A 20,023-nucleotide genomic window follows, 5' to 3' on the forward strand; every position below is an offset into this window, starting at 1 on the left:
GCCCAGGGATGCCCATGGCTTTCAGGCGCTCCACCATCCAGTATCGCGTGATCGGGGTCGAGACGATGAGATTGACTTCCCGCATCCTTGACCACTTTTTCGGCTTGACCCGTGATCGGGTCTCAACTTCGCAGTAGTAGAACCAGCCTTCGGGGTCGGTCAGTTTCAGGTCAGGCTGGAACCAGGGCGTTTCCTGCGGATTGAACGGCATCACCTCGGCTTTCCAGCCCCTCAAGCGTGCCTGATAGGCGGCCATCAGCACCAGGGCAGCATGAAACGCCTGAACCTCGCCCTTGTGCAAGCGCACAACCTTTTCCCAGTCACCCTCCACTGGCTCCACCCCTAGCGCCCGGGCAAGCGATTTGCCGTATTCGGTCAGATTGATCACGCGCAGCCGCCCTTTACCGCCTGCAAAAAGCAATCGAGACTCAATCAGCGGATCGAGCAAATCCAGCATGGAATCCAGCACAATGTGGGTGGACTTCTTGTCCAGTTTCATCAAGCGCATGATTTCCAATGCTGTCGAAACGCCTGTTTCGGACATCAGCAAGACGATTTGCACCATGCGCTTCCAGCGTGGTCGGCGGTACGCCCATTCCAGGCGGCGAAAACCATCAGGTAATGTTTCAGGGATAACGATGTCGTTCATGCTTTATAGGTTATCAAAACTACCATCCAAAATCAACTTACAAACACCTAACAAAACCATATTTTATTTACCATCACGTTCTCGAGTGCGTAGTCTCCACTTCAGGCCAGCCCCCCCATACTCTTCCCCCCTCTCCGCGCCTCTTTCCCTCCCGCCCATGCCTCAGGCGGGTCAAGCCGTACCGACCCTCCTGCCTCTAGCCATCCGGGTAGATCACCGTTCCGTCCACCTCCTTCGCTTCCCCTGCCCGTTTCCCTCGTGCGATCTCGTCCAACCCCGCGGGAAGCACCACCAGGTTTCCCCCGCTTGACCCACAGTGCGGGCAAGAGTCCGGCAGCATCACCCCAACCGGGATCACCGCCCCACAGGACGGGCAGTAGGCATGCCAGTGACCAACATGTGGAATGTGCAGCGGCTCCGTTGCCATGCTATGACACCTCCCCGATCCAGTGTGCCCAGGATACGCCCTGCGCCTGCAAGGCATGGATCAAGCGCTGGTCGGCGCTCCACAACTCAGCGTTAAGAAATGTCTTAATGAAGCTGGACTGAGTCTCTCGGACATTTTTGCGATCAAGCAAAGAAAAAACTAATATAAACGATCAATTATCTTGCAAATTACAAAAGGTTTATCGCAATGGTGAAAGCGCCATTCGTCTATAGGTGTGGCGCTTTCCACGAATCGCGAGAGAGAATTCAAAAATGTTTTCTGGAAGTGGCATACCATATAGGCCAGCTTCGTCCAAACGATAAGCATCACCGCCAACCATTTTTGCGTTTAGGGCTATTTGATGAATATTATCTGTAGGACCACCCTCAACCGAATGAGTCATTATCAGCCACACCAATCCACCCAACGCATGAACATGATCAACGAGAACCCCTGTTTCTTCTAAACGCCAAGCCTGCTTGCTTCCAGGCATAATAAGACCTATACTATGAGCCCCTGCTGAGAGTAATTTCTCATGAGCCTGCTTGTACACCGATTTTATCTTATCTGAAACCGGCGCTGGAAAGTAGACATCTGGAATAGCGACCAATAGCAGTCTCTCGTAGTAATTACTACTAATGTGTTGGATTGTACTGACCATTTCATCAAGAGTTACCCCTGATTGCGGATCGCCGTAGAGGAACAGAATATCCGCTCCTTGGCGAACGAGCTTATCTAGTCTCTCTGGCGTATAGCGACGCGTATAAAGCCAACCGCCTTCACTCTGTTTAGTAATTGCCATATTGACTGCAATTGGACGTCCTACCAGCCTCTTTAGTTGAAAAAGGACGTCTCCCTTTTGAGCAATTTCGGGAGGCAATCCCATTATTAAGGGGTTATCGGGATCAAAATAATCTAAGGTGATTATGTCCGCACCAAAGGCAGCAGCAATTTCAGCAAGAGTTACCCCTTCGGTTGGGGGCTCATAAGTGCATATAACCTCGGCAGATATCGTACGGCCCTCGGTCATTTGGATGCTCTTAGCCAAATCAGTGGCATTCATCTTCAAAAAATCGGTAGCAGTAGCATCAAGTATCCGTTTTACCATCGTATACCTCTTTCAAGAAAAAAACATTATGAACGAGCTGTTTGAACAAACAATCGTGCTCTCTCGGGAGATACGGGATTGCTCACCACACCGTTTTCCTTTAGGAAAGAACCAACGATAACGCCATCCGCGTGTTTCATGACATCTGTCACATTTTCCAGATTTATTCCGGATCCGGCTAACACGGGTACACTTACGACATTTTTTACTTCGATAATGGACTCCAAGGGAGTTGCCTTTCCTGTCGCCTCGCCAGTTACAATGATGGCATCTGCTCCAGCTTCTTGTGCTTCGATGGCTGATTGAGTTAATGCTTTGGGGACCAAATTTATGGAGTGTTTGGTTTGTATGTCCGCCCAAATTTGAACTGCACTGCCCAGTGATCGACGATAGCGCATGATTTCCGATGAGCAGGGTAACACGATCCCTTGAGCAGTCACCACAGTATCCACGAAAACTTCTACACGGATGAAATCAGCACCACAAGCATGTGCTATAGATAATTCCGATCTCCAGGCATTAAATTGAATATTAACTCCCACGGGTATGCGAATCGCATTCTTAACTTCTCGGGTTATTGCAGCTATCAGTGCAAAGTCAATAGGATCAGGTTCACCAACTCGATAGGGCATATCGTTGAAATTCTCAACAATGACTGCGTCAACCCCCGCTTCCTCAAGAACTTTAGCTTCCCATAAAGCCTGACAATAAATCTTATCCAAGTCGCCACTAAATCGATAACTACCTGGCAAAGATGATAGATGGATCATTCCAATAATTGGTTTCTTATTCACAAATAAATTTCCCATATTATCTCTCCCTTGATGTATGGTAGTGATGGATGCCTTCCAGGGTCAAACGAGCTAATTCCTGTTCTTTTTGAATGCGTTTATCATTGTCAAGCATTTGCTTATGAATACCATCAACGGTAGCCAGTAACAAGGAGAGGCTCTTTATTCCTAGATATTGTGCAGCAATGTATAACGCAGCGGTCTCCATGTCTGCGCTGATCAGTCCAAACGGCGCATATTGTTCTAATAGAGTTTTAGATGGACGAGGAGGGTGTTTTCCCTCAACATGGTGCGGAAAAAGGTCGGTGTAAAAGCTATCTGATGTCAGAATAATCCCACATGATAGCGGAGCACCCTCTCGCCTTAGTGTTTCGTAAAAAGTCTGAAAAAGTTCTATGTTGGGAACAGCGGGAAAGTTAAGCGGTAGGTAATCCTTTGATATTCCCTCGTTTCTAGCTGCGGCTTGGACTAAAATGAAATTTCCTAGAGGCACCCCCCAGCTCATGCCGGTACCTGCACGCACTACGACTTCGACACCCAACTCCCACAATTCTTCCAAGGCAATAAGTGCAGCAGGAGCTCCTATACCAACCGCTATCACCGATACCGGGACATTTTTGTAAGTCCCTGTAATGGTCTTAAACTCTCTCTCATGAGCTATCTCTTGAGCATGCTCCATCAGTTGTGCAAATATTGTAAGTCGAGCAGGATCCCCAACCAGAATGACATTGGGGGCGCAATCCTGTGAGGAGATCTTCAAATACCAACTCTTTTTCTGAGTCACTTCTTTTGGCCTCCTTTCAAGGTCTTGAGATAAGTTCTCTAAATTCATCAAGAGTTATAACTTGTCCCATATAACGCTGAATATCCTCTAAACTCGCTTCATGTAGGTGGTTGTGGTTAGAACCAACCGCTTCCTTGATAACCAACGGTCTAAATCCCCATCCAAATGCATCTTGGACTGTCGCTCGAACACAAACATGTGTTTTAACACCTACTACCACTACTTGCTCAATACCTTTCTCACGGAGAAGTAAGTTCAAGTCTGTTTCAAAGAAAGCGCTGTATCTCCTCTTTGAGATTTCATATTCACCAGGAAGAACCTGAATTCCTTCAGCCCACTCAACATCCCATGAACCGTCAAAACAGTGAAGAGGCAACTTCTCAAATTCATAGTCATGTTGATGATTGGGGCGATGTCTTTCTCGAATATGAACAATTAACCAATCAGCTTCACGAGCCAGTCTAAGAACCTCTCGAATACAAGCAAGAATAGTCTCATATCCAGGATAATAATTTTTCCCATTAGGATGCATGAAGTCATTAATGACATCAACTAATAATAGGGCTCGACGCATTTTGTCACCTCATCCGTTCGTCAAATCTTCACCAAACACCTCTCGATATCTCTGAACAACGTTCGCCCAATTGGGAAGCGAGGATTGACACCCCCATGCTTCAATAACAAAAGATGAGACAACAGCCCCTATTCTTGCAGCCGTATTTATTTGGAGATTTTTTATTAAACCACACAAGAAACCACTCAAAAAAGCATCTCCTGCGCCAGTAGGATCAACAAACTCTCGCGGTTTAACGGCCGGAATTGTAAAGATCTGGTCTCCAATGTACACTTTACTTCCCGCGGCCCCAAAAGTCTCTATGATGATTTTCGAGCACCCTTTTAGGATTTGCTGGAGAGAGGAGTATCCTAGGGATTTTAGTAACTGCTGACTCTCAAAGTGATTCATAACTAGAATGTTGCATCTCTCAACCAAAAGTTGAACGAGCGAAAGTGGAAAAGCATGAGGATCATTGCGTAACGACCAGACTAAGTCAATGTCCGCAGAGTAAAGAGTTTCCATGAATTCTCTAATATGTCTAGAATTACCTACTGTGATTACCCCATACTTGAGGTGGTCAAACTTGACGCCAGAGATATTAAGACTGATTGAATCATCAGCGCATCCTGGAAAGTAGAAAGTTTGATGCGCGCCTTCTGGATTAATGAACAAAAATGTGGACGCTGTTTTGCCATTTGGAACAGTGATTATATAGTCTGTGCTGACTCCTTCGTTCTCGAGGGACTTCTTCATTTTACTAGCCTCCTCGTCATCACCGATGACAATGCAAGAGGCAGCATTTATGCCCAGTCGAGAAAGTGCTACAGCGATATTGTTAGCACAACCGCCAGGGGTTGGGCTTGGGATCCCAGGAGGATCAAGAATGATACTTGTTTCCCCGGCTACAGGAAAATGATCAACGCGCATAATGTAATCGAAACTGGGATAGCCGTATACGAGTACTTCTGGATTTTGCATGATCTAGACCGTCCTACGATCCTTAAGGTATTTTTGAAAAGATATCGCTGTCAAGCTTATCACCACAATAAGATAAGGGAGCATTTGTGGCAATTGCGGAGGTATTGAAGCAGCCATTTGCAAACGATACTGAATGGCTTCAAAAAGACCAAATAGAAAACATCCAAATGTTGTAAGACCCGGCTGACCAGCGCCAAAGAAAACAGCTGCTAGTGCAATAAATCCCCGCCCGTTAATCATGCTGTCATTGAAAAGTGTTAGATCGCCAATAGCGAGCTGAGAACCTGCCAGCGCACACAAGATTCCACCAATCAGAAGCGCAATGTACTGAGTCCTTTTTATCGCAATACCAGCTGTTTCAGCAGCTTCTATCTTCTCCCCAATAGCACGAAGATGAATCCCAAAAGGTGTTTGATACAAAAGAATAGAGGTCAAAACAACCAAAACCCATGATAGATATACAAGTATGCCATGACCGGAGAAAACTGGACCAATAACAGGAATTGCGCTAACAAGGGGCAATGTGATGTGAGGGAGGCTTTGCAACCCAGAAGGCGAATATGCTCCACGCATATCAAAAAGCGCTGCAAGCAGAAACGATGTCAATCCCAAGGCAAGTGTATTAATAGCAAGTCCGGCTACGATAAGATTGGCGCGTAACTCAATCACAGCAAAAGCAAAGACTAACGTGATCGCGGAATTGAGAAGCACCGAAGACAACAATCCCATCCAGGGGTTTTCAAAATGAGCCCCAAAAATTACTGCAAAGAAAGCTCCAAAAAGCATTAAGCCCTCAAGCGCAATATTCAACAGATTGACACGCTGACTGATGAGGCCAGCTAAAGCAGCCAGTAATAAAGGGGTCATTACTCGGAGTGTAGAGAAGAGCACGTTAGATACAACTTCAATTGACACGCCGGCGCCTCCGTATCAAACTTCCAAACTCAATCGCTGCAAAGAAAATCAGCGTTGCTTCAAGAACGCGGATCAAATCTCTGGGCACGTCGCTCATCAATTCCATTGTGGCCCCACCGCTTCGCAAGATTCCAAAGAGTAAAGCAACCAGCAACGCTCCTAAAGGAGAATTACGAACTAACAGCGCTACCGTAACGCCGGTAAAAGCTAAGCCTGGTGAAAAACCAGCTATAAAGCGGTAGTGAACCCCCATGACTTGGCCAGCACCTGCAAGGCCGCCTAAGATACCGCCAATAAACATGACTTTTTCTATCACTGATGACACATTGATACCCGACCACCTTGCAAAATCTGGATTGTCGCCCACCATTCTTATCTCATACCCAAGAGTGGTCTTGTGCATAATATAAATCACTATAATGGCTACAACTATTGCGATAATAAAACTCAAATTTAGTTGAGATGGTGGCATTAGGCGTACAAGCCGTGCGCCAGGAGCAATTTGTTCAGACATTGCGTTGGCTAACCCTGGTACTAAAAATGGTCCGTTAACCAAGTATTCGGTAAAGAGTATTGCCACATAATTAAGCAATATTGTGGTAACCAACTCATCAACCCCTAGACGCAATTTCAATAAGCCAGGGATCAAACACCAAACTCCCCCAACAATCGCTGAGGCACATAAGCACAATGTAATTAGCACCCAACTTTGAAGATTTGTGAAAGTAAATCCAACCCATGCTGCTGCGAAAGCCCCTAAATATAGGGATCCTTCAACACCAACATTAAAGACCCCCGCCCTGAAAGCAATAACAGCAGCCATAGATGTAAACAATATAGGGGTCGCTGCTAATAATGAATTGGCGATTGCTGTGCGACTACCTAATGAAGATTGAAAAAGAGCGTTATAGGCCTGTAATGCATCTTTTCCCGATACCCACATCACAATTGCCCCCATTAGGAATGCAATCGCTAGAGTTAGAATCACCCTTAAAGTTGAGGGAATTATCTGTATTCCAAACCACTCATTGAGAAAGAAGGTTTTTCTACTTTTGTCTGCATTAGATAATGATGATGTCTTAGCCTTCATGATCATGTCCTGTCATGTACAAACCAATTTCCTCGAACGAGGTTTGCTCTGGTCGAGCCTCAAAAACCAAACACCCTTCAAACAACACCACAATTCGATCAGAAACTGAAAATAGTTCATCTAAATCTGCAGAGATCAAGAGGATTGCGCTTCCCTGATCCCGAGCCTTGACCATAGTTTCTCTAACAAATTGCGTTGCAGCCACATCTAAGCCGCGAGTCGGATAAGCTGCAACTAAGACAGCTGGACTATCTGACATCTCCCGCCCAAGAATAACTTTCTGTTGATTACCACCAGACAGATTCCTCACAAGCACTCTTGGCGACTTTGCCACAATACCATATGTTTTTATAATTTTTTGGGCAAAATCGGAAATTGACTGTGACCGTAGAATGGCCCAACGTGAAAAGGGAAACTTAAAATAACGTATTGAAATGAGATTGTCCTTTATATCTGTCTGAAGATTCAAGCCTTGTTCTTTGCGCTTTTCTGGAATAATTGCTAAACCTAGTTCACGTCGCCTCCTCGGAGAAGCGTGTGTAATATCGTTCCCATTAAGATATATCTGACCAGCAATTCGCCTTAGGCCTGTTACTGCTTCAATTATTTCGCTTTGGCCACTTCCTTGTATGCCAGCTATTCCCAAAATTTCACCCGCGTGAATGCTAAAGGAAATATCTTTTAAAACAGGAACACCTCTGTCATCCCAAGCTGAAACATGAGACAGATCAAGCAATACCTCACCACGTTGTTTTGAACGCGGAAATATCTCATCAATGATTTGCTCCCCAACCATCAAATTGGCCAATTCTCTCTCATTGGTTTCTGCCACAATTACGTTTCCCACGACCCTGCCTTGGCGTAGCACTGTGGCTCTGTCACACAGTCTTTTGACTTCCCTTAATTTGTGGGTGATATAAATGATAGTTTTACCTTCTTCTCTTAAGTTCTGAAGAACTTTGAACAAACCTTCGGTTTCTTGTGGCGTTAGGACCGATGTGGGTTCATCTAGAATTAACAAATCCGCTTTACGATAAAGCAATTTTATAATCTCAACTTGCTGTTGGGCCCCAACGGATAACTGTGAGACAGGAACATCTAACGGAAGTTCGAATCCAAAACGCTCTAATATTTCTCGAATTTTCCGGCGTTGCTCTCGTGAATTAATAAAAAAGCCTCGGCGCAGTTCATGTCCTAACACTATGTTTTCTGCTACGGAAAGCGAAGGTACTAATTGAAATTCTTGATGAACCATCCCAATACCAAAGCGAATAGCTGCTTGGGGATTGGAAATTTGCACCTCACGACCCTTTAAAAAAATCTTTCCTTCATCTGGGCGGTACATTCCATAGAGGATACGCATCAGGGTGGTCTTTCCAGCTCCATTTTCTCCCAACAATGCGTGGATTTGTCCCTGTTCAACACACAGATCTACTCTGTCGTTAGCAACAACTCCTGGAAAAGACTTCGTAATTCCTCGCATCTCCAAGAAAGCCAACTTCTAACCCTCCCTATTTCCTGAAAATGGATGTCGGGGTGGTGGCCGTTAGGGTAACTCAACCACCACCCATTAATATTCTGGACGCCTATTGTTGCTTTGTGATGTCGGTCACTTTGATTTCACCATTTATGATCTTAGCCTTGAGCTCTTCTATTTTGTTGAGGAATTCCGCTGGAAGTTTATCTTTTGTATATTTCATCGGGCTTAAGCCAACACCTTCCTCCTTCAGGCCATACTCAATCACCGTTCCACCTTTCAATGTTCCGTTGACCAGGCGAGAACACAAATCATAAACCGCATTGTCTACTCGCTTAATCATGCTGGTCAATATGTAGCCGGGTTTAATGTAGTCTTGATCAGAGTCCACACCGATTGCATAGTGTTTTGTTTCTTCAGCAGCTTGAAAAACACCTTCTCCGGTACCACCAGCAATCTGAAAGACCACATCCGCTCCCTGTTCATACATTGCCAATGCAAGTTCTCGTCCTTTCGCTGGATCACCAAAAGAATTGGAGTAGGCGGTCAACACTTTGATATCAGGATTTATAAATTGTGCACCTTCTGTATAACCAACGATAAATTTGTCAATTCCGGGAGATTTAGTTCCCCCAATTGCACCAATAATCGGCTCAGGGTTAACAAGTTCATTTCCCTTCATGGTTGTTACCATTGCCGCTAAGGCCCCGGCAAGGAAAGAAGCTTCGTGTTCTTTGAAGATTACCGATACTACATTATCACCCTCCACGGCAATATTCAGTATCGCAAACGTTGTATTTGGGTAATCGGGAGCTACACGAGCCAAAGGATCGAAATGGCTGTACTCAAGCGTAATTACAAGATCATAGCCACTTTCTGCCGCCGTTCGGAGCAGTTGTTCACCTTCGCCGACAGGATCTGCCGATTCGATGACTTTAACCTCAACCCCCAGTTCCTTTTGAGCCCGCATCAAGCCCTCGTATCCCGAGTCATTATAGGAACGATCTCCCAAACCACCCTGAGCCGTGATCAATGCAACTCGCGGCTTTTTGGCCTCTTCTATCTTTGTGGGTTGTGCCGATTCTGGTTGAGTGGGTTGGCTCTGTTGAGATTGTGGAGTCGGTGTTTGCCCAGCACACGAGGCTAGAAGTAAAGACAGGGCTACAAGCAAATATAACGCAATGTACTTTTTCATTTCCTTTCTCCTTTCGAGTATCAGATTTGGCGATTACCGACGTAGATGTACCGAGTATCTATACAAATCGGCACGGTAACTGGCTTCAACATACTCAATTGGTCGGCCCGCGTGATCACGAGCAAGCCGAGTGATTCGCAACAAAGCAGCTCCAACGCGTATACCTAATAATCCACTTAATTCTTCATCCGCTTCGACAGATTGAATCAGATCATCTCCATCTGACAAATAAACCTCCTTTCTAGCAAGCAGATGATATAATGAACCGCTTTCTTCTAGCTCCTCGCGCTCAAAAAGCACTCGTGCAATCCATGCATCGTGAACGCCAACGGGTTGATTATTAGCCAAGCGTAAGCGCTTTACATGGATTACTAAATCCCGATTAGTAATATTCAACAGTTCTGCTATACGATCAGGGGGGGACAAATGTTCAAAACTTAATATTTTTGAACCTGGTATTAGGTTGCGAGCTCGCATATCTTCAGAAAACGATAACATTCGCTCCAATCCATGTTCCAGAAAACGGGGGGCCACGAAAGTACCGCGACCCTGAACTCGATATATAAATCCTGCCCTCACCAGTTCATTCATTGCTTGGCGAACTGTCATCGGGACAATACCATATTGACGCGCAAACTCGTTTTCAGAAGGTAAACGCTGATTGGGGTTTAGCTTTCCATCGTGTATAGCCTGAATGATCGCTGAGCTTAACTGCTTGTAAATTGGGATCGGGCTATCGCGATCTAAATTGATGGGAAAAGGGAATTTGTCCATAGAAGAGGATTAGAATAAGTTCTATAGTTATCTAGAGAACGTATACTAAAACTATAGCACAAATTCCAACTTGTTTCAAGTATTTCGTACTGAGATTCAGACATGAGTTAGGACAGAGGGATGAAGGATAGCAACGAACGATGCCAACGCATCCTTGACAATAGCCTGCCACTCACGAGGCGGAAGCCACCATTTCTGCTTGAGCAGGATAAACAAACCCGAATAACGTCGCCATTTCTGGCCCGTCTTGGGCGGGATGACAGCAACCCTTTCCTGGGGCTGGATCGGCAGCCCATACAGGTGGTCTCGCAGGTTTTCTCCAATCAAGAGCGCGATGGCATAAACCAACAGCAGCATCGCTAGCATCTTTTCCATCTTCTCCTGCTGCTTGTTCATCAGCCGGGTCAGGCCCAGCAGCCCCTTCAAATCGCGGAAGGTTTGCTCGATTTTCATCCGCACGAGATAAATTTGGCCTGCGCGTTCCGGTTCGAGGTTGCTCATCACCCACAGCGGTTCAGCCAAGCCCTTCTTCCAGATGCCAATCAAGTTGACACACACTTTCCCCTTGTACCACACGCCAGGATGGATCACCGTTTCGCCCGGCGAGAGTGCTAGCACCACGTCCCTGCCCTCTGCATCCCAGAACCTGGGCGGGTGGCTGCCCAGGTTCAGACGAATGACAAAGTTCACTCCCTCTTCGACGAGATCAAGCAACAACTCGAGGTAACTGAACTCCCGATCCAACACCAACGGACGCTCCCCCACCAGGTCTTTCAGTTCAGACAACGCACGCACATGGTTACGGTTGCGCGAGGACAGCTCAGCGGCGATGGTCTTGGAGGAATAGGTCAGCAAGCCGCAGGGGATCGCCCGCCCGCGATAGGGCGTAGCCAGCAGCAACATCCAAAAGCCTCGGATCTTCCCGTCTTTGAGAATGCCTACGTAGTCCGTCTTCCGAGCTTGTGGACGTTCGATCTCGGTCGGATCGCCAATGACATACTCGGCTTGTTCACAAAACAAACGCCATAGCATGGCCCGCGGGTCAACCTGTCGTAGAAAGCGCTGGATGCGTTTGTAACTGGCGGCGCCGCTACCGTGCATTTTGGCAGCCACCTCGCTCAGCCACAAGGAGCGAGCGGCCAACATGGCTTCTCCAATTTCAGCTGCTTTGCGGGCCGTTCGATCGTCGTCAAAAATTTGCCGCATGAAGCCAAGAAGAGAGATATACTTGTGCATGGGAGCCTCCTCACCGATTTGGTTTTTAGCAAACTAAGTTTATCGGTTCCGAGGCTCCTTTCAATTCCCTTGTCCTAACTCATGTCCGAACTTCAGCTTATAACACTTGACTTTCCGTTAATTTTTCGCTATTATTAAACCGATTTAGTAAACCGATTTAATAACCGTAAGCGCTGCAATGAGGGATCGGAAAGGAGGTGGACTAATCATATAAAGTCAACTAAAAGTGCTTCTTTTTTTCCTACGAACCTTATAGACTAGATAAGGAAAGGAGTTAGAAATGTCATCCCTCAAGCCATCCCTTCTTTTGGGAAATCTGATACTTCTGTTCACACTCATTGTCTCAGCATGTGCTCCCGCCACTACAGTGACGTCCACAGCTACTCCAGTACCTCCAACAGTATCCTCTTCAGAAACTCCCCCATCTGTCCATACCTCACCTATTGAATTAACATTCTGGAACTACTGGGATGGTAAGAATGGTGAAACTATCCAAGCGCTAATTGATGAATACAATACTTCCCACCCGGAGGTAAAAATTAAAAATGTGTTCATCGGTTGGGATGAGTTATTACCCAAACTCCAAACCGCAGTAGCAGGCGGCAACAAACCAGATATCGCTGCAGTTGACTTGGTCTGGATGCCAAAATTGGCCAAAACAGGGGCGATTGTGCCACTAAACGACTATATCCGGGCTTCTAAGGTAAACTTGGATGATTTTTATCCCTCACAATTGGCCGTAGATCGCTATGATGACCAAATTTTTGGGATGCCTGTAAGCACCAACAACTTAGAGCTTTTCTATAACAAAGATCTCTTTAAAGCCGCAGGCCTCGACCCCAACATGCCACCCAAAACTTGGGATGAGCTCTTTCAAATAGCAAAGCAATGTGCCAACCCCGCTCGTGGGATTGTCGGAATGGAACTCTATACGGAACCCGGCGAAGGTCTAACTTGGCAATTCCAGGTTTATTTATGGCAATCCGGAGGTGAGTTCCTCTCCAAGGACCTGAACAGCGCCGCTTTCAATTCTCCTGCGGGTGAAAAGGCACTTCGGTTTTGGGTTGATTTAATCAAAGAGGGCGGGTACCAAATCTCTTCCTGGGGGCTCTTTGGGCAAGGCAAATCCTGCATGGTTATGGATGGCTCATGGATGGTGGGAATTTGGGCCGAATCGGCGCCTTTCGATTGGGGCACAGCACTAATGCCTTATCCCACTGATGGTCAGCCCGCCACAAACATGGGCGGTGAACACGTGATTATCTTCCACACAGATGAAGTACGTCAGAAAGCGGCCTGGGATTTTGTCAATTGGCTGACCAGTACCGAAACTCAGGTCAAATGGGATATGGCGACTGGTTTTATGCCTATTCGCGATACCGTTGCTTCGTCGCCCGAATATTTATTGTGGTTAGAGAAAACAGAACCGCGCCTCAAGCCCTTTGTGGAAGGGCAGAAATATGCCCATAACCGCCCCCCTGTTCCGAATTATCCTGAGATCTCGGATGCGTTCTCCCGCGAAATTGAACGCGCCCTTATTGGTGAAGTGAGTGTGAAGGATGCACTTCAAACAGCCGAGACCGCGGTTAATGCCCTGCTTCAGAAATAAGAGGACATCATTTTGGTGTTAGAGGGATGGTTGAGATGGGATACTTCTGCCTCAACCATCCTTTTATGCCAAATTATTGCATGAGGTTTCTATGAATCTGCGAATACGAACTCATCCTTACCGGAGAGATGAGGTCTCAACAGCGCTAATAGCGTTGCTCCCGGCCATCATTGTATTTGGCGTGTTTAATATTATTCCCTTAGGTTATACCGCCTATTTAAGTCTTCTCAAATGGGACGGTTTTAGTATCGAGCGGCAATTTGTTGGTTTCCAAAACTTCCTCGAGCTACTCTCCTCGACCTATCTTTGGAATTCACTCAAGGCCACAATTTATTATACATTGGGGGTTATAGGTCTGAGTCTTCCGTTTGGGTTGTTAGTGGCCATTCTGCTTAACTCTGGTCTCAAAGGGCAGGTGGCCTTTCGTACTCTCTATTTCCTTCCAGTCGTTACTTCCACTGTTGCTGCTTCAATGGTCTGGAAACTAATGCTAGACCCGGGATCAGGGTACATCAATGTTATTCTGCGCGAAATTGGTTTTTCGCCGCCAGCTTGGTTGCGTGATACCCACTGGGCGATGCCCGCAGTGATCTTGCTCGGGGTATGGAAACGGATTGGTTTTAATATGGTAATCTACCTGGCAGGGCTGCAATCCATTCCACGAGAATATTATGAGGCAGCCAGAGTGGATGGAGCGACCAGTTTAGCACAAATTCGCTATATTACCATTCCATTGTTAGCACCGACGACCGCGCTTTTGATCGTTATGGCTATGATCGATTCCTTTTTGCTCTTCGACCAAGTCTTTGTACTAACTGGGGGAGGACCTGCAGGAGCAACAGATGTAATTGGGTTTCTATTATATCGATATGCTTTCCGATATTTTGATCTCGGTAAAGCCTCTGCGATCGCCTGGATCATGTTCATCTTTATTGCCAGTGTTACCCTCATTCAATGGCGGCTATCACGCTTTGGTACTAAGGAGATTGCATGAGAGTACCGTCAAATCTCAAGCTGATCCAAAAAATTCTGAGTAAAATTTTTGCTTATTTAATACTGACCGCCGGGGCCCTTGTCATGGTTGCGCCTTTTTTGTGGATGATCACCACGTCTTTGAAGCCTGAGCGTTTTGTGTTTTCCCCACCTTATCTCTTTCCGGTCTATTTTGAATGGGAGAATTACTTCACTGCATTCAAAGCCGCTCCTTTTCAACGGTACTATCTTAATACAGTCGTTATGGCTATTGGGATTACTATAGGCCAGGTGTTTTTCTCGTCCCTTGCCGCATATGCATTTGCCCGTTTACGCTTTCCTGGGCGGGAGCTTGTGTTTCTGATCTTTTTGGGGACAATGCTAGTTCCCCTCCATGTCACACTAATACCATCGTACCTTATTATCCAGAAACTTAATTGGATAAATTCATATCAAGCCCTGATCGTTCCACGCCTGGTAAGTGCATTCGGCATCTTCCTAATGCGCCAATACTATCTCAGTATCCCCAAGGATTTGGATGAGGCCGCACTAATAGATGGGGCTTCTAGACTAACCATTTGGTGGAAAATTATTCTCCCGCTCTCAGGACCCGCGTTGGCTACATTGGGGATCTTTGCGTTTCTGTTCGCCTGGAATGATTTTCTGTGGCCACTGGTTGTTCTCAATAGTCCCGAAATGTATACCGTTCAATTAGGACTAGCCATGTTTCAGGGTAAGTATGGTACACGATGGCATTTGTTGATGGCAGGAACGGTAACCGCAACCATTCCCGTGATCATTGCCTTTCTAATGGGTCAGAACCGCTTTATCGAAGGCATTACAACCACAGGATTAAAAGGATAATTCATGAACACGACACGAAAAGAACGTTGGGACGCCCCATCATGGGTACTTGACGCTGTCTTTTATCAAATTTTTCCCGATCGCTTTGCAAACGGTGATCCCGAGAATGATCCCCCGAACACAGTCCCTTGGGACTCCAAACCCACTCCTGACAATTTTTTTGGTGGAGACCTGAAAGGAATCCAAGATCACCTCAACCATTTATCCACACTGGGAGTAAACGCTATTTATCTAACACCCATTTTCAGGGCAGGAACGAATCATCGTTATGATACTTGGGATTACTTCACCATTGACCCAACACTGGGCACCACAGAAACATTTCAAACGCTCGTCAACGCGGTTCACCAGAAGGGCATGAGAATCATTCTAGATGCCGTTTTTAATCACTGTGGGGAAGGATTCTGGGCGTTTGAGGACGTCAAGAAATGTGGAGCAAGCTCGCGATATGCTAATTGGTTTATTCTCATGGGGAATTCAATTGTGACTGAACCACCAAACTATCAAACCTGTGGTGGAGCATTTTATTTACCCAAACTGAATACCAGGAATTCTGAAGTGCAAGATTATTTATTTAATGTTGCCACTTATTGGAGCAGAGAGAGCCAAATTGATGGTTGGCGTTTGGACGTGCCTTGGAAAATTCCGATACGGTTTTGGCGAGAATTTCGTCGGCTTATGAAAAGTCTCAATCCGGACCTCTATATCCTTGGAGAAGTATGGCGCAACATTGAACCATGGCTAAAAGGAGATACGTTTGATGGTGTTATGAATTACCCCTTACGCAGTTACATCCTAGATTACTTTATAAACTGTGCGATGGATGCAGAGGATTTCAACTACGAGATCATGCTTCAACAACACACTATTGGGAAAGCCGCTTATTACTTAATCAACCTATTAGGGAGTCATGATACTCCTCGCATCGCGACCCTCTGTCACAATGATATTCAACTTATGAGGCCCATCTTGGTTTTCTTGTTCACATACATCGGGGCTCCTATGATCTACTATGGGGATGAAATTGGACTCCAAGGTGGGAATGATCCCGAATGCCGCGGTGGAATGGAATGGAATAAAACTAAATGGAATCTCCCTCTTTTGAAGCTATACCAAGAATTAATCGCTCTACGGCATCAACATCCTGCTCTTCGTCGAGGAAGTTATGAGCCTCTGTTGGTCTTTAATAGCGTTTATGCTTACCGACGATGCTTCGAGCAGGATGAAATCATCGTCATTCTAAACCCAAGGCCATTAAGTTATTCTAATGTCAAGGTTCCCCTCAAGGCCTATGCTCATAAAAACAAGCTATGGATGGATACTCTCAGCCACGGCACTTTCAGCACAACAAAGGGTGTATTAAACTTTGAACTACTTCCAGCATATGCGACCTATGTTCTGATTCCAATATTGTAGGTGAGGTGCCATGGGGCGCGTTACCATTAAGGACATTGCTATACGAGCCGGGGTTTCTAGAACTGCTGTCTCTTTTGCCTTTAACCAGCCCAATCGCCTTCCAGAAGCCACGGTTCAACGCATTCTTGAGGTAGCAGAAGAACTGGGTTACGTACCGAATCCTATTGCTCGTAGTATGAGCACTGGGCACACAGGAGTCATCGGAATTCTGGTCCCTCAACCCATTACTGAAATCATTCGTAATCCTTTTCTCTCAGAGTTTCTAGTAGGCGTAGGAGAGGCATGTACGGCTATGGGATACAACTTTATGCTTGTCCCTCCTTTCGAGGGGAGCGTACAGCGCGCAGTGGGAAGAGCAGTGGTAGATGGCTTCCTAATTATTGGGCTTGAGGTTTACAAATCTGCAGTGATGGTTTTGAAACAACGGGGAGTTCCCTTTGTACTTGTTGACGGAGATCCCGTTGATGAGGTATCTGTTGTTAATGTTGATGACGAAGGAGGAGCTTACCAGGCCATGAAATACGTTTTAACAGCGGGTCACCGAAATGTTGCAATTTTTAGTATCCGATCAGGACACAACGGTCGCTACCACGAGTATACGGGGACGCTGAAACGGCGAATGACTGGTTATTTGAAAGCTTTGCATGAATTCGGTCTAGAGGTTGATGGTTCAAAGATCTTTGTGATGGAATGTGCTAGCACGATGAACGGTGGACAATATGGATTTCAGAAGATTTGGAAGCGAAAACACCCCCCTACAGCCATTATTGCGATGAGCGATATTATTGCCATTGGCGTCATCAATGCCGCGTATGAGATGAATGCAAGAATTCCAGAGGATATTTCTGTAGTGGGATTTGACAATATTCCTTACTCTCGAATCGTGATCCCTCCTCTAACTACAGTAGCTCAACCTCTGAGCGGAAAAGGAAAACTGGCTACTGAAATATTAATCAAGCACATTGAGGGCAAGGAAACTATCGAGCATCATAACCTGCCAACATACTTGATCGAGCGCCGGTCTGTAAAAACTCTGAATGCTTAAGTAATGCGATTAACTTTACTTTTCGCTAACTGATCGAGCGGCATAAAGGGGCAATGGGTCCAAACATGGTAAGCTTGTGTTCGCTAAACCCAAGAACCATGAGGTGAGTCCATTGTCCGACATCGATCATACCCATGAATATCCTGGTCACTTTGACTCACGAATTGTCTCAATAAAAAGCTTACTTTGAGAAAATACGTTGCTTCAAAAAAGTGTTACACTACCGCAGAACTTTGTGTCTGCGAGGGAAAGCTTATGATGAGTCAATGGAGCAAGCGAGAATTACTGGAAACCATTCGGCCTCGGTACTTAAAGGCCCAAAAAAGCGGGAAAGCACTGATCCTGGACGAATTTGTAGCTGCCGCTGGTTATCACCGCAAATATGCCATCCAGGTACTCAAGCATGGATGGAAGGGGAGGGGGTTACGCAAGAAAGGACGGCGTCCGCAATACCAGGGAGAGGTTGTTACGGTTCTGACCCAGATTTGGGAGATCTGTGGGCAGATCTGCTCGAAACCGGCTCAAACCCTTCCTGCTCGAGATAGTGGCTGTACTGGAACATCATCAGGAGCTGTTTCTCTCGGCGGCGGTCAAATCCCAGCTGCTGCGCATGAGCCGCTCCACGATTGACCGATGCTTGCAGCCAGCTTGGTTTGAAGAAAAGCGGCATGGTCTGTCCACAACCAAACCGGGAACGTTGCTCAAGAAGGCCATTTCGATCCGCACCTTCGCCGACTGGGATTATGCCCGCCTAGGGTTCGTGGAAGTCGACCTTGTGGCGCATTATGGACAGAGCCTCAAAGGGCAATTTCTCAATACGCTCTCAACCACCGATGTCTCTACCGTCTGGACGGAGTGCGTGGCCCTTCTGCATCGCTCGCAACAGCTCGTGTTTGCCCCCATCTAGACCATGCGTCAGCGCTTGCCTTTTCCCTTTCTGGGACTCGATTCGGACAATGGCGGCGAGTTCATCAACGACATCCTGTACCGCTACTGTCAGAACGAACAGGTGACCTTCACCCGCTCCCGACCGTACAAAAAAAAACGACTAGGCGCATGTCGAACAGAAGAACTGGTCGGTGGTGCGTCATCTGATCGGTTATGACCGTTTCGAGACCCAAGAAGAGCTCCAGCTCTTGAACAGCATCTCCGAGGACTTGCGCCTGTGTGTCAACTTCTTCCAGCCATTCTTGAAGCTCAAAGGTCAGGTTTATCAACCCCCTACCGATACCCCCGCATCGAAAACTCATTCGGCCAGTTCCACCGTTCCAACCACAGGTCACTGTCCGGCTGCTTGAGCAAGGTCATGAGATCGGTGGCCAGGCCGCTAAATCCGTATTCCTGCAAGACGCTCACGATCCCGGCGCGGCGGATCGGTGTAAGAGTGCATACCGCTACATAACCTTGATAGTCCATCTGGTTGTTCCACTTCACCAGCCAGGGATTATAACCATCCGAATGGCGGCGAGGATTGCGTAACACCTCGACCTCAACATACACCCGTTCGCCTTTTTGTTCTACCCGCACATCCGGTTTAGCGTAGGCACGCGAGAAACGGGGTAGAACATCCGCCTGCCATCCTCGCCGCCGCGCCTGCCAGGCAAAGATCAGCACCGCCAGCGCATGGGCGGGGCTATTCCGCGCATTGTGTTCACGCTCGAGCCGTTCCCAGTCCGTTTGCTTGACCTCGAGGCCTAACTGCTTTGCATACTCTCGTCCGGCTTCGGTCAAGATGAGAATGTCATACGGGAAACGCCCAAACTTGCCTCGGATCACTTGCACCAGCTCTTCACGTTCAAGTGTCTCCCGCAAACGCAGCGCTGATCCGCCTCGCACGCCCATCTGTTCTCGGATTTCCGACCATAAACAATACCCATCCGATATCTTCTCTATGACCACATTGACCCGCTTTCGAATGTCTTTGCGCATATTACTGCCTCGAAAACCGTAACATTGTACCCGGTCATAAAATCCGTAACATTGAACCTGCAACCTCCCCACTTAAGTGCAGGCACAATGTTACTCTTGGCCGTCCCTGGCACAATATTACGCTTTCATCCCTCGCGGTAGCCTCGCCGCCGCTTTTGCGCCACGATCGTGGCCATGCGTTCCTCGGCCTCTCCCCGCGAGCCGCACG

At 46.8% G+C, this 20,023-nt stretch carries 20 protein-coding genes; 6 read left to right on the forward strand and 14 right to left on the reverse strand.

The window, feature by feature from the left end; translation table 11 throughout:
• The 13 genes from QYE77_RS14285 to QYE77_RS14345 form a co-directional block, all read right to left on the reverse strand.
• Positions 1 to 649 (reverse strand): hypothetical protein (locus tag QYE77_RS14285; protein WP_315626147.1); only part of this gene is annotated, 649 nt, incomplete at its 3' end.
• Between the two features lie 196 nt (positions 650 to 845).
• A complete protein-coding gene (locus QYE77_RS14290) occupies positions 846 to 1,076 on the reverse strand; it encodes a hypothetical protein (RefSeq protein ID WP_315626149.1) in 231 nt (76 codons plus the stop codon).
• A 199-nt stretch (positions 1,077 to 1,275) separates the two neighbouring features.
• Positions 1,276 to 2,184 (reverse strand): DUF7916 family protein, encoded by a 909-nt coding sequence (locus tag QYE77_RS14295; protein WP_315626151.1) that lies wholly within the window; start codon positions 2,182 to 2,184, stop codon positions 1,276 to 1,278.
• A gap of 26 nt (positions 2,185 to 2,210) precedes the next feature.
• A complete protein-coding gene (locus QYE77_RS14300; RefSeq protein WP_315626153.1) occupies positions 2,211 to 2,993 on the reverse strand; it encodes a BtpA/SgcQ family protein in 783 nt (260 codons plus the stop codon).
• 1 nt (position 2,994) lies between these two features.
• Positions 2,995 to 3,759 carry a nucleoside phosphorylase gene (locus QYE77_RS14305; RefSeq protein WP_315626155.1) on the reverse strand — a complete coding sequence of 255 codons (765 nt, stop codon included), beginning with the start codon at positions 3,757 to 3,759 and terminating at the stop codon, positions 2,995 to 2,997.
• Between the two features lie 16 nt (positions 3,760 to 3,775).
• Positions 3,776 to 4,333, reverse strand: coding sequence for a cysteine hydrolase family protein (locus QYE77_RS14310; RefSeq protein ID WP_315626157.1), 558 nt, complete (start codon positions 4,331 to 4,333; stop codon positions 3,776 to 3,778).
• A gap of 9 nt (positions 4,334 to 4,342) precedes the next feature.
• Positions 4,343 to 5,293, reverse strand: coding sequence for a carbohydrate kinase family protein (locus QYE77_RS14315; protein WP_315626158.1), 951 nt, complete (start codon positions 5,291 to 5,293; stop codon positions 4,343 to 4,345).
• A 3-nt stretch (positions 5,294 to 5,296) separates the two neighbouring features.
• Positions 5,297 to 6,208 (reverse strand): ABC transporter permease, encoded by a 912-nt coding sequence (locus tag QYE77_RS14320; RefSeq protein WP_315626160.1) that lies wholly within the window; start codon positions 6,206 to 6,208, stop codon positions 5,297 to 5,299.
• Positions 6,198 to 7,298 (reverse strand): ABC transporter permease, encoded by a 1,101-nt coding sequence (locus QYE77_RS14325; protein WP_315626161.1) that lies wholly within the window; start codon positions 7,296 to 7,298, stop codon positions 6,198 to 6,200. The genes QYE77_RS14320 and QYE77_RS14325 overlap by 11 nt, the downstream gene beginning before the upstream one ends.
• Entirely contained in the window at positions 7,288 to 8,796 is a 1,509-nt protein-coding gene (locus QYE77_RS14330; RefSeq protein ID WP_315626162.1) for an ABC transporter ATP-binding protein, read from the reverse strand. Before QYE77_RS14330 ends, QYE77_RS14325 begins: the two co-directional genes overlap by 11 nt.
• 88 nt (positions 8,797 to 8,884) lie before the next feature.
• Positions 8,885 to 9,970 (reverse strand): BMP family lipoprotein, encoded by a 1,086-nt coding sequence (locus tag QYE77_RS14335; protein WP_315626163.1) that lies wholly within the window; start codon positions 9,968 to 9,970, stop codon positions 8,885 to 8,887.
• Positions 9,971 to 10,003: 33 nt separating this feature from the next.
• Positions 10,004 to 10,744 (reverse strand): GntR family transcriptional regulator, encoded by a 741-nt coding sequence (locus QYE77_RS14340; protein WP_315626164.1) that lies wholly within the window; start codon positions 10,742 to 10,744, stop codon positions 10,004 to 10,006.
• 96 nt (positions 10,745 to 10,840) lie between these two features.
• Entirely contained in the window at positions 10,841 to 11,980 is a 1,140-nt protein-coding gene (locus tag QYE77_RS14345; protein WP_315626165.1) for a transposase, read from the reverse strand.
• A 280-nt stretch (positions 11,981 to 12,260) separates the two neighbouring features.
• Between QYE77_RS14345 and QYE77_RS14350 the strand changes: the two genes are divergently transcribed.
• From QYE77_RS14350 to QYE77_RS14375, 6 genes are all read left to right on the forward strand, one after another.
• Positions 12,261 to 13,589: an ABC transporter substrate-binding protein gene (locus QYE77_RS14350; protein WP_315626166.1), complete on the forward strand. Its 1,329-nt coding sequence runs from the start codon at positions 12,261 to 12,263 to the stop codon at positions 13,587 to 13,589.
• Positions 13,590 to 13,680: 91 nt separating this feature from the next.
• Positions 13,681 to 14,583: a carbohydrate ABC transporter permease gene (locus QYE77_RS14355; protein ID WP_315626167.1), complete on the forward strand. Its 903-nt coding sequence runs from the start codon at positions 13,681 to 13,683 to the stop codon at positions 14,581 to 14,583.
• Positions 14,580 to 15,425, forward strand: a complete 846-nt coding sequence (locus QYE77_RS14360; RefSeq protein ID WP_315626168.1) for a carbohydrate ABC transporter permease — start codon at positions 14,580 to 14,582, stop codon at positions 15,423 to 15,425. The genes QYE77_RS14355 and QYE77_RS14360 overlap by 4 nt, the downstream gene beginning before the upstream one ends.
• Positions 15,426 to 15,428: 3 nt before the next feature.
• Positions 15,429 to 16,841 (forward strand): glycoside hydrolase family 13 protein, encoded by a 1,413-nt coding sequence (locus QYE77_RS14365; protein WP_315626169.1) that lies wholly within the window; start codon positions 15,429 to 15,431, stop codon positions 16,839 to 16,841.
• A gap of 10 nt (positions 16,842 to 16,851) precedes the next feature.
• Positions 16,852 to 17,886 (forward strand): LacI family DNA-binding transcriptional regulator, encoded by a 1,035-nt coding sequence (locus tag QYE77_RS14370; protein ID WP_315626170.1) that lies wholly within the window; start codon positions 16,852 to 16,854, stop codon positions 17,884 to 17,886.
• A gap of 496 nt (positions 17,887 to 18,382) precedes the next feature.
• The gene (locus QYE77_RS14375) at positions 18,383 to 18,793 is read left to right on the forward strand and encodes a hypothetical protein (protein WP_315626171.1); all 411 of its coding nucleotides are present in this window, start codon (positions 18,383 to 18,385) and stop codon (positions 18,791 to 18,793) included.
• Positions 18,794 to 19,107: 314 nt separating this feature from the next.
• Here QYE77_RS14375 and QYE77_RS14380 read toward each other — a convergent pair whose 3' ends face one another.
• A complete protein-coding gene (locus QYE77_RS14380; protein ID WP_315626172.1) occupies positions 19,108 to 19,815 on the reverse strand; it encodes a helix-turn-helix domain-containing protein in 708 nt (235 codons plus the stop codon).
• Positions 19,816 to 20,023 lie beyond the last annotated feature (208 nt).

Origin of the sequence: Thermanaerothrix solaris (genome assembly GCF_032334255.1) — a bacterium.
Classification (GTDB): Bacteria; Chloroflexota; Anaerolineae; order Anaerolineales; family Anaerolineaceae; genus Thermanaerothrix; species Thermanaerothrix solaris.

Excerpts from the sequence above, each read along its gene's own strand:
- QYE77_RS14355 (WP_315626167.1), top strand. The coding sequence starts at position 13,681 with ATGAATCTGCGAATACGAACTCATCCTTACCGGAGAGATGAGGTCTCA.
- QYE77_RS14300 (WP_315626153.1), bottom strand. The coding sequence starts at position 2,993 with ATGGGAAATTTATTTGTGAATAAGAAACCAATTATTGGAATGATCCAT.
- QYE77_RS14335 (WP_315626163.1), bottom strand. The coding sequence starts at position 9,970 with ATGAAAAAGTACATTGCGTTATATTTGCTTGTAGCCCTGTCTTTACTT.
- QYE77_RS14315 (WP_315626158.1), bottom strand. The coding sequence starts at position 5,293 with ATGCAAAATCCAGAAGTACTCGTATACGGCTATCCCAGTTTCGATTAC.
- QYE77_RS14295 (WP_315626151.1), bottom strand. The coding sequence starts at position 2,184 with ATGGTAAAACGGATACTTGATGCTACTGCTACCGATTTTTTGAAGATG.
- QYE77_RS14290 (WP_315626149.1), bottom strand. The coding sequence starts at position 1,076 with ATGGCAACGGAGCCGCTGCACATTCCACATGTTGGTCACTGGCATGCC.
- QYE77_RS14350 (WP_315626166.1), top strand. The coding sequence starts at position 12,261 with ATGTCATCCCTCAAGCCATCCCTTCTTTTGGGAAATCTGATACTTCTG.
- QYE77_RS14365 (WP_315626169.1), top strand. The coding sequence starts at position 15,429 with ATGAACACGACACGAAAAGAACGTTGGGACGCCCCATCATGGGTACTT.
- QYE77_RS14325 (WP_315626161.1), bottom strand. The coding sequence starts at position 7,298 with ATGAAGGCTAAGACATCATCATTATCTAATGCAGACAAAAGTAGAAAA.
- QYE77_RS14370 (WP_315626170.1), top strand. The coding sequence starts at position 16,852 with ATGGGGCGCGTTACCATTAAGGACATTGCTATACGAGCCGGGGTTTCT.
- QYE77_RS14345 (WP_315626165.1), bottom strand. The coding sequence starts at position 11,980 with ATGCACAAGTATATCTCTCTTCTTGGCTTCATGCGGCAAATTTTTGAC.
- QYE77_RS14310 (WP_315626157.1), bottom strand. The coding sequence starts at position 4,333 with ATGCGTCGAGCCCTATTATTAGTTGATGTCATTAATGACTTCATGCAT.
- QYE77_RS14360 (WP_315626168.1), top strand. The coding sequence starts at position 14,580 with ATGAGAGTACCGTCAAATCTCAAGCTGATCCAAAAAATTCTGAGTAAA.
- QYE77_RS14380 (WP_315626172.1), bottom strand. The coding sequence starts at position 19,815 with ATGCGCAAAGACATTCGAAAGCGGGTCAATGTGGTCATAGAGAAGATA.
- QYE77_RS14340 (WP_315626164.1), bottom strand. The coding sequence starts at position 10,744 with ATGGACAAATTCCCTTTTCCCATCAATTTAGATCGCGATAGCCCGATC.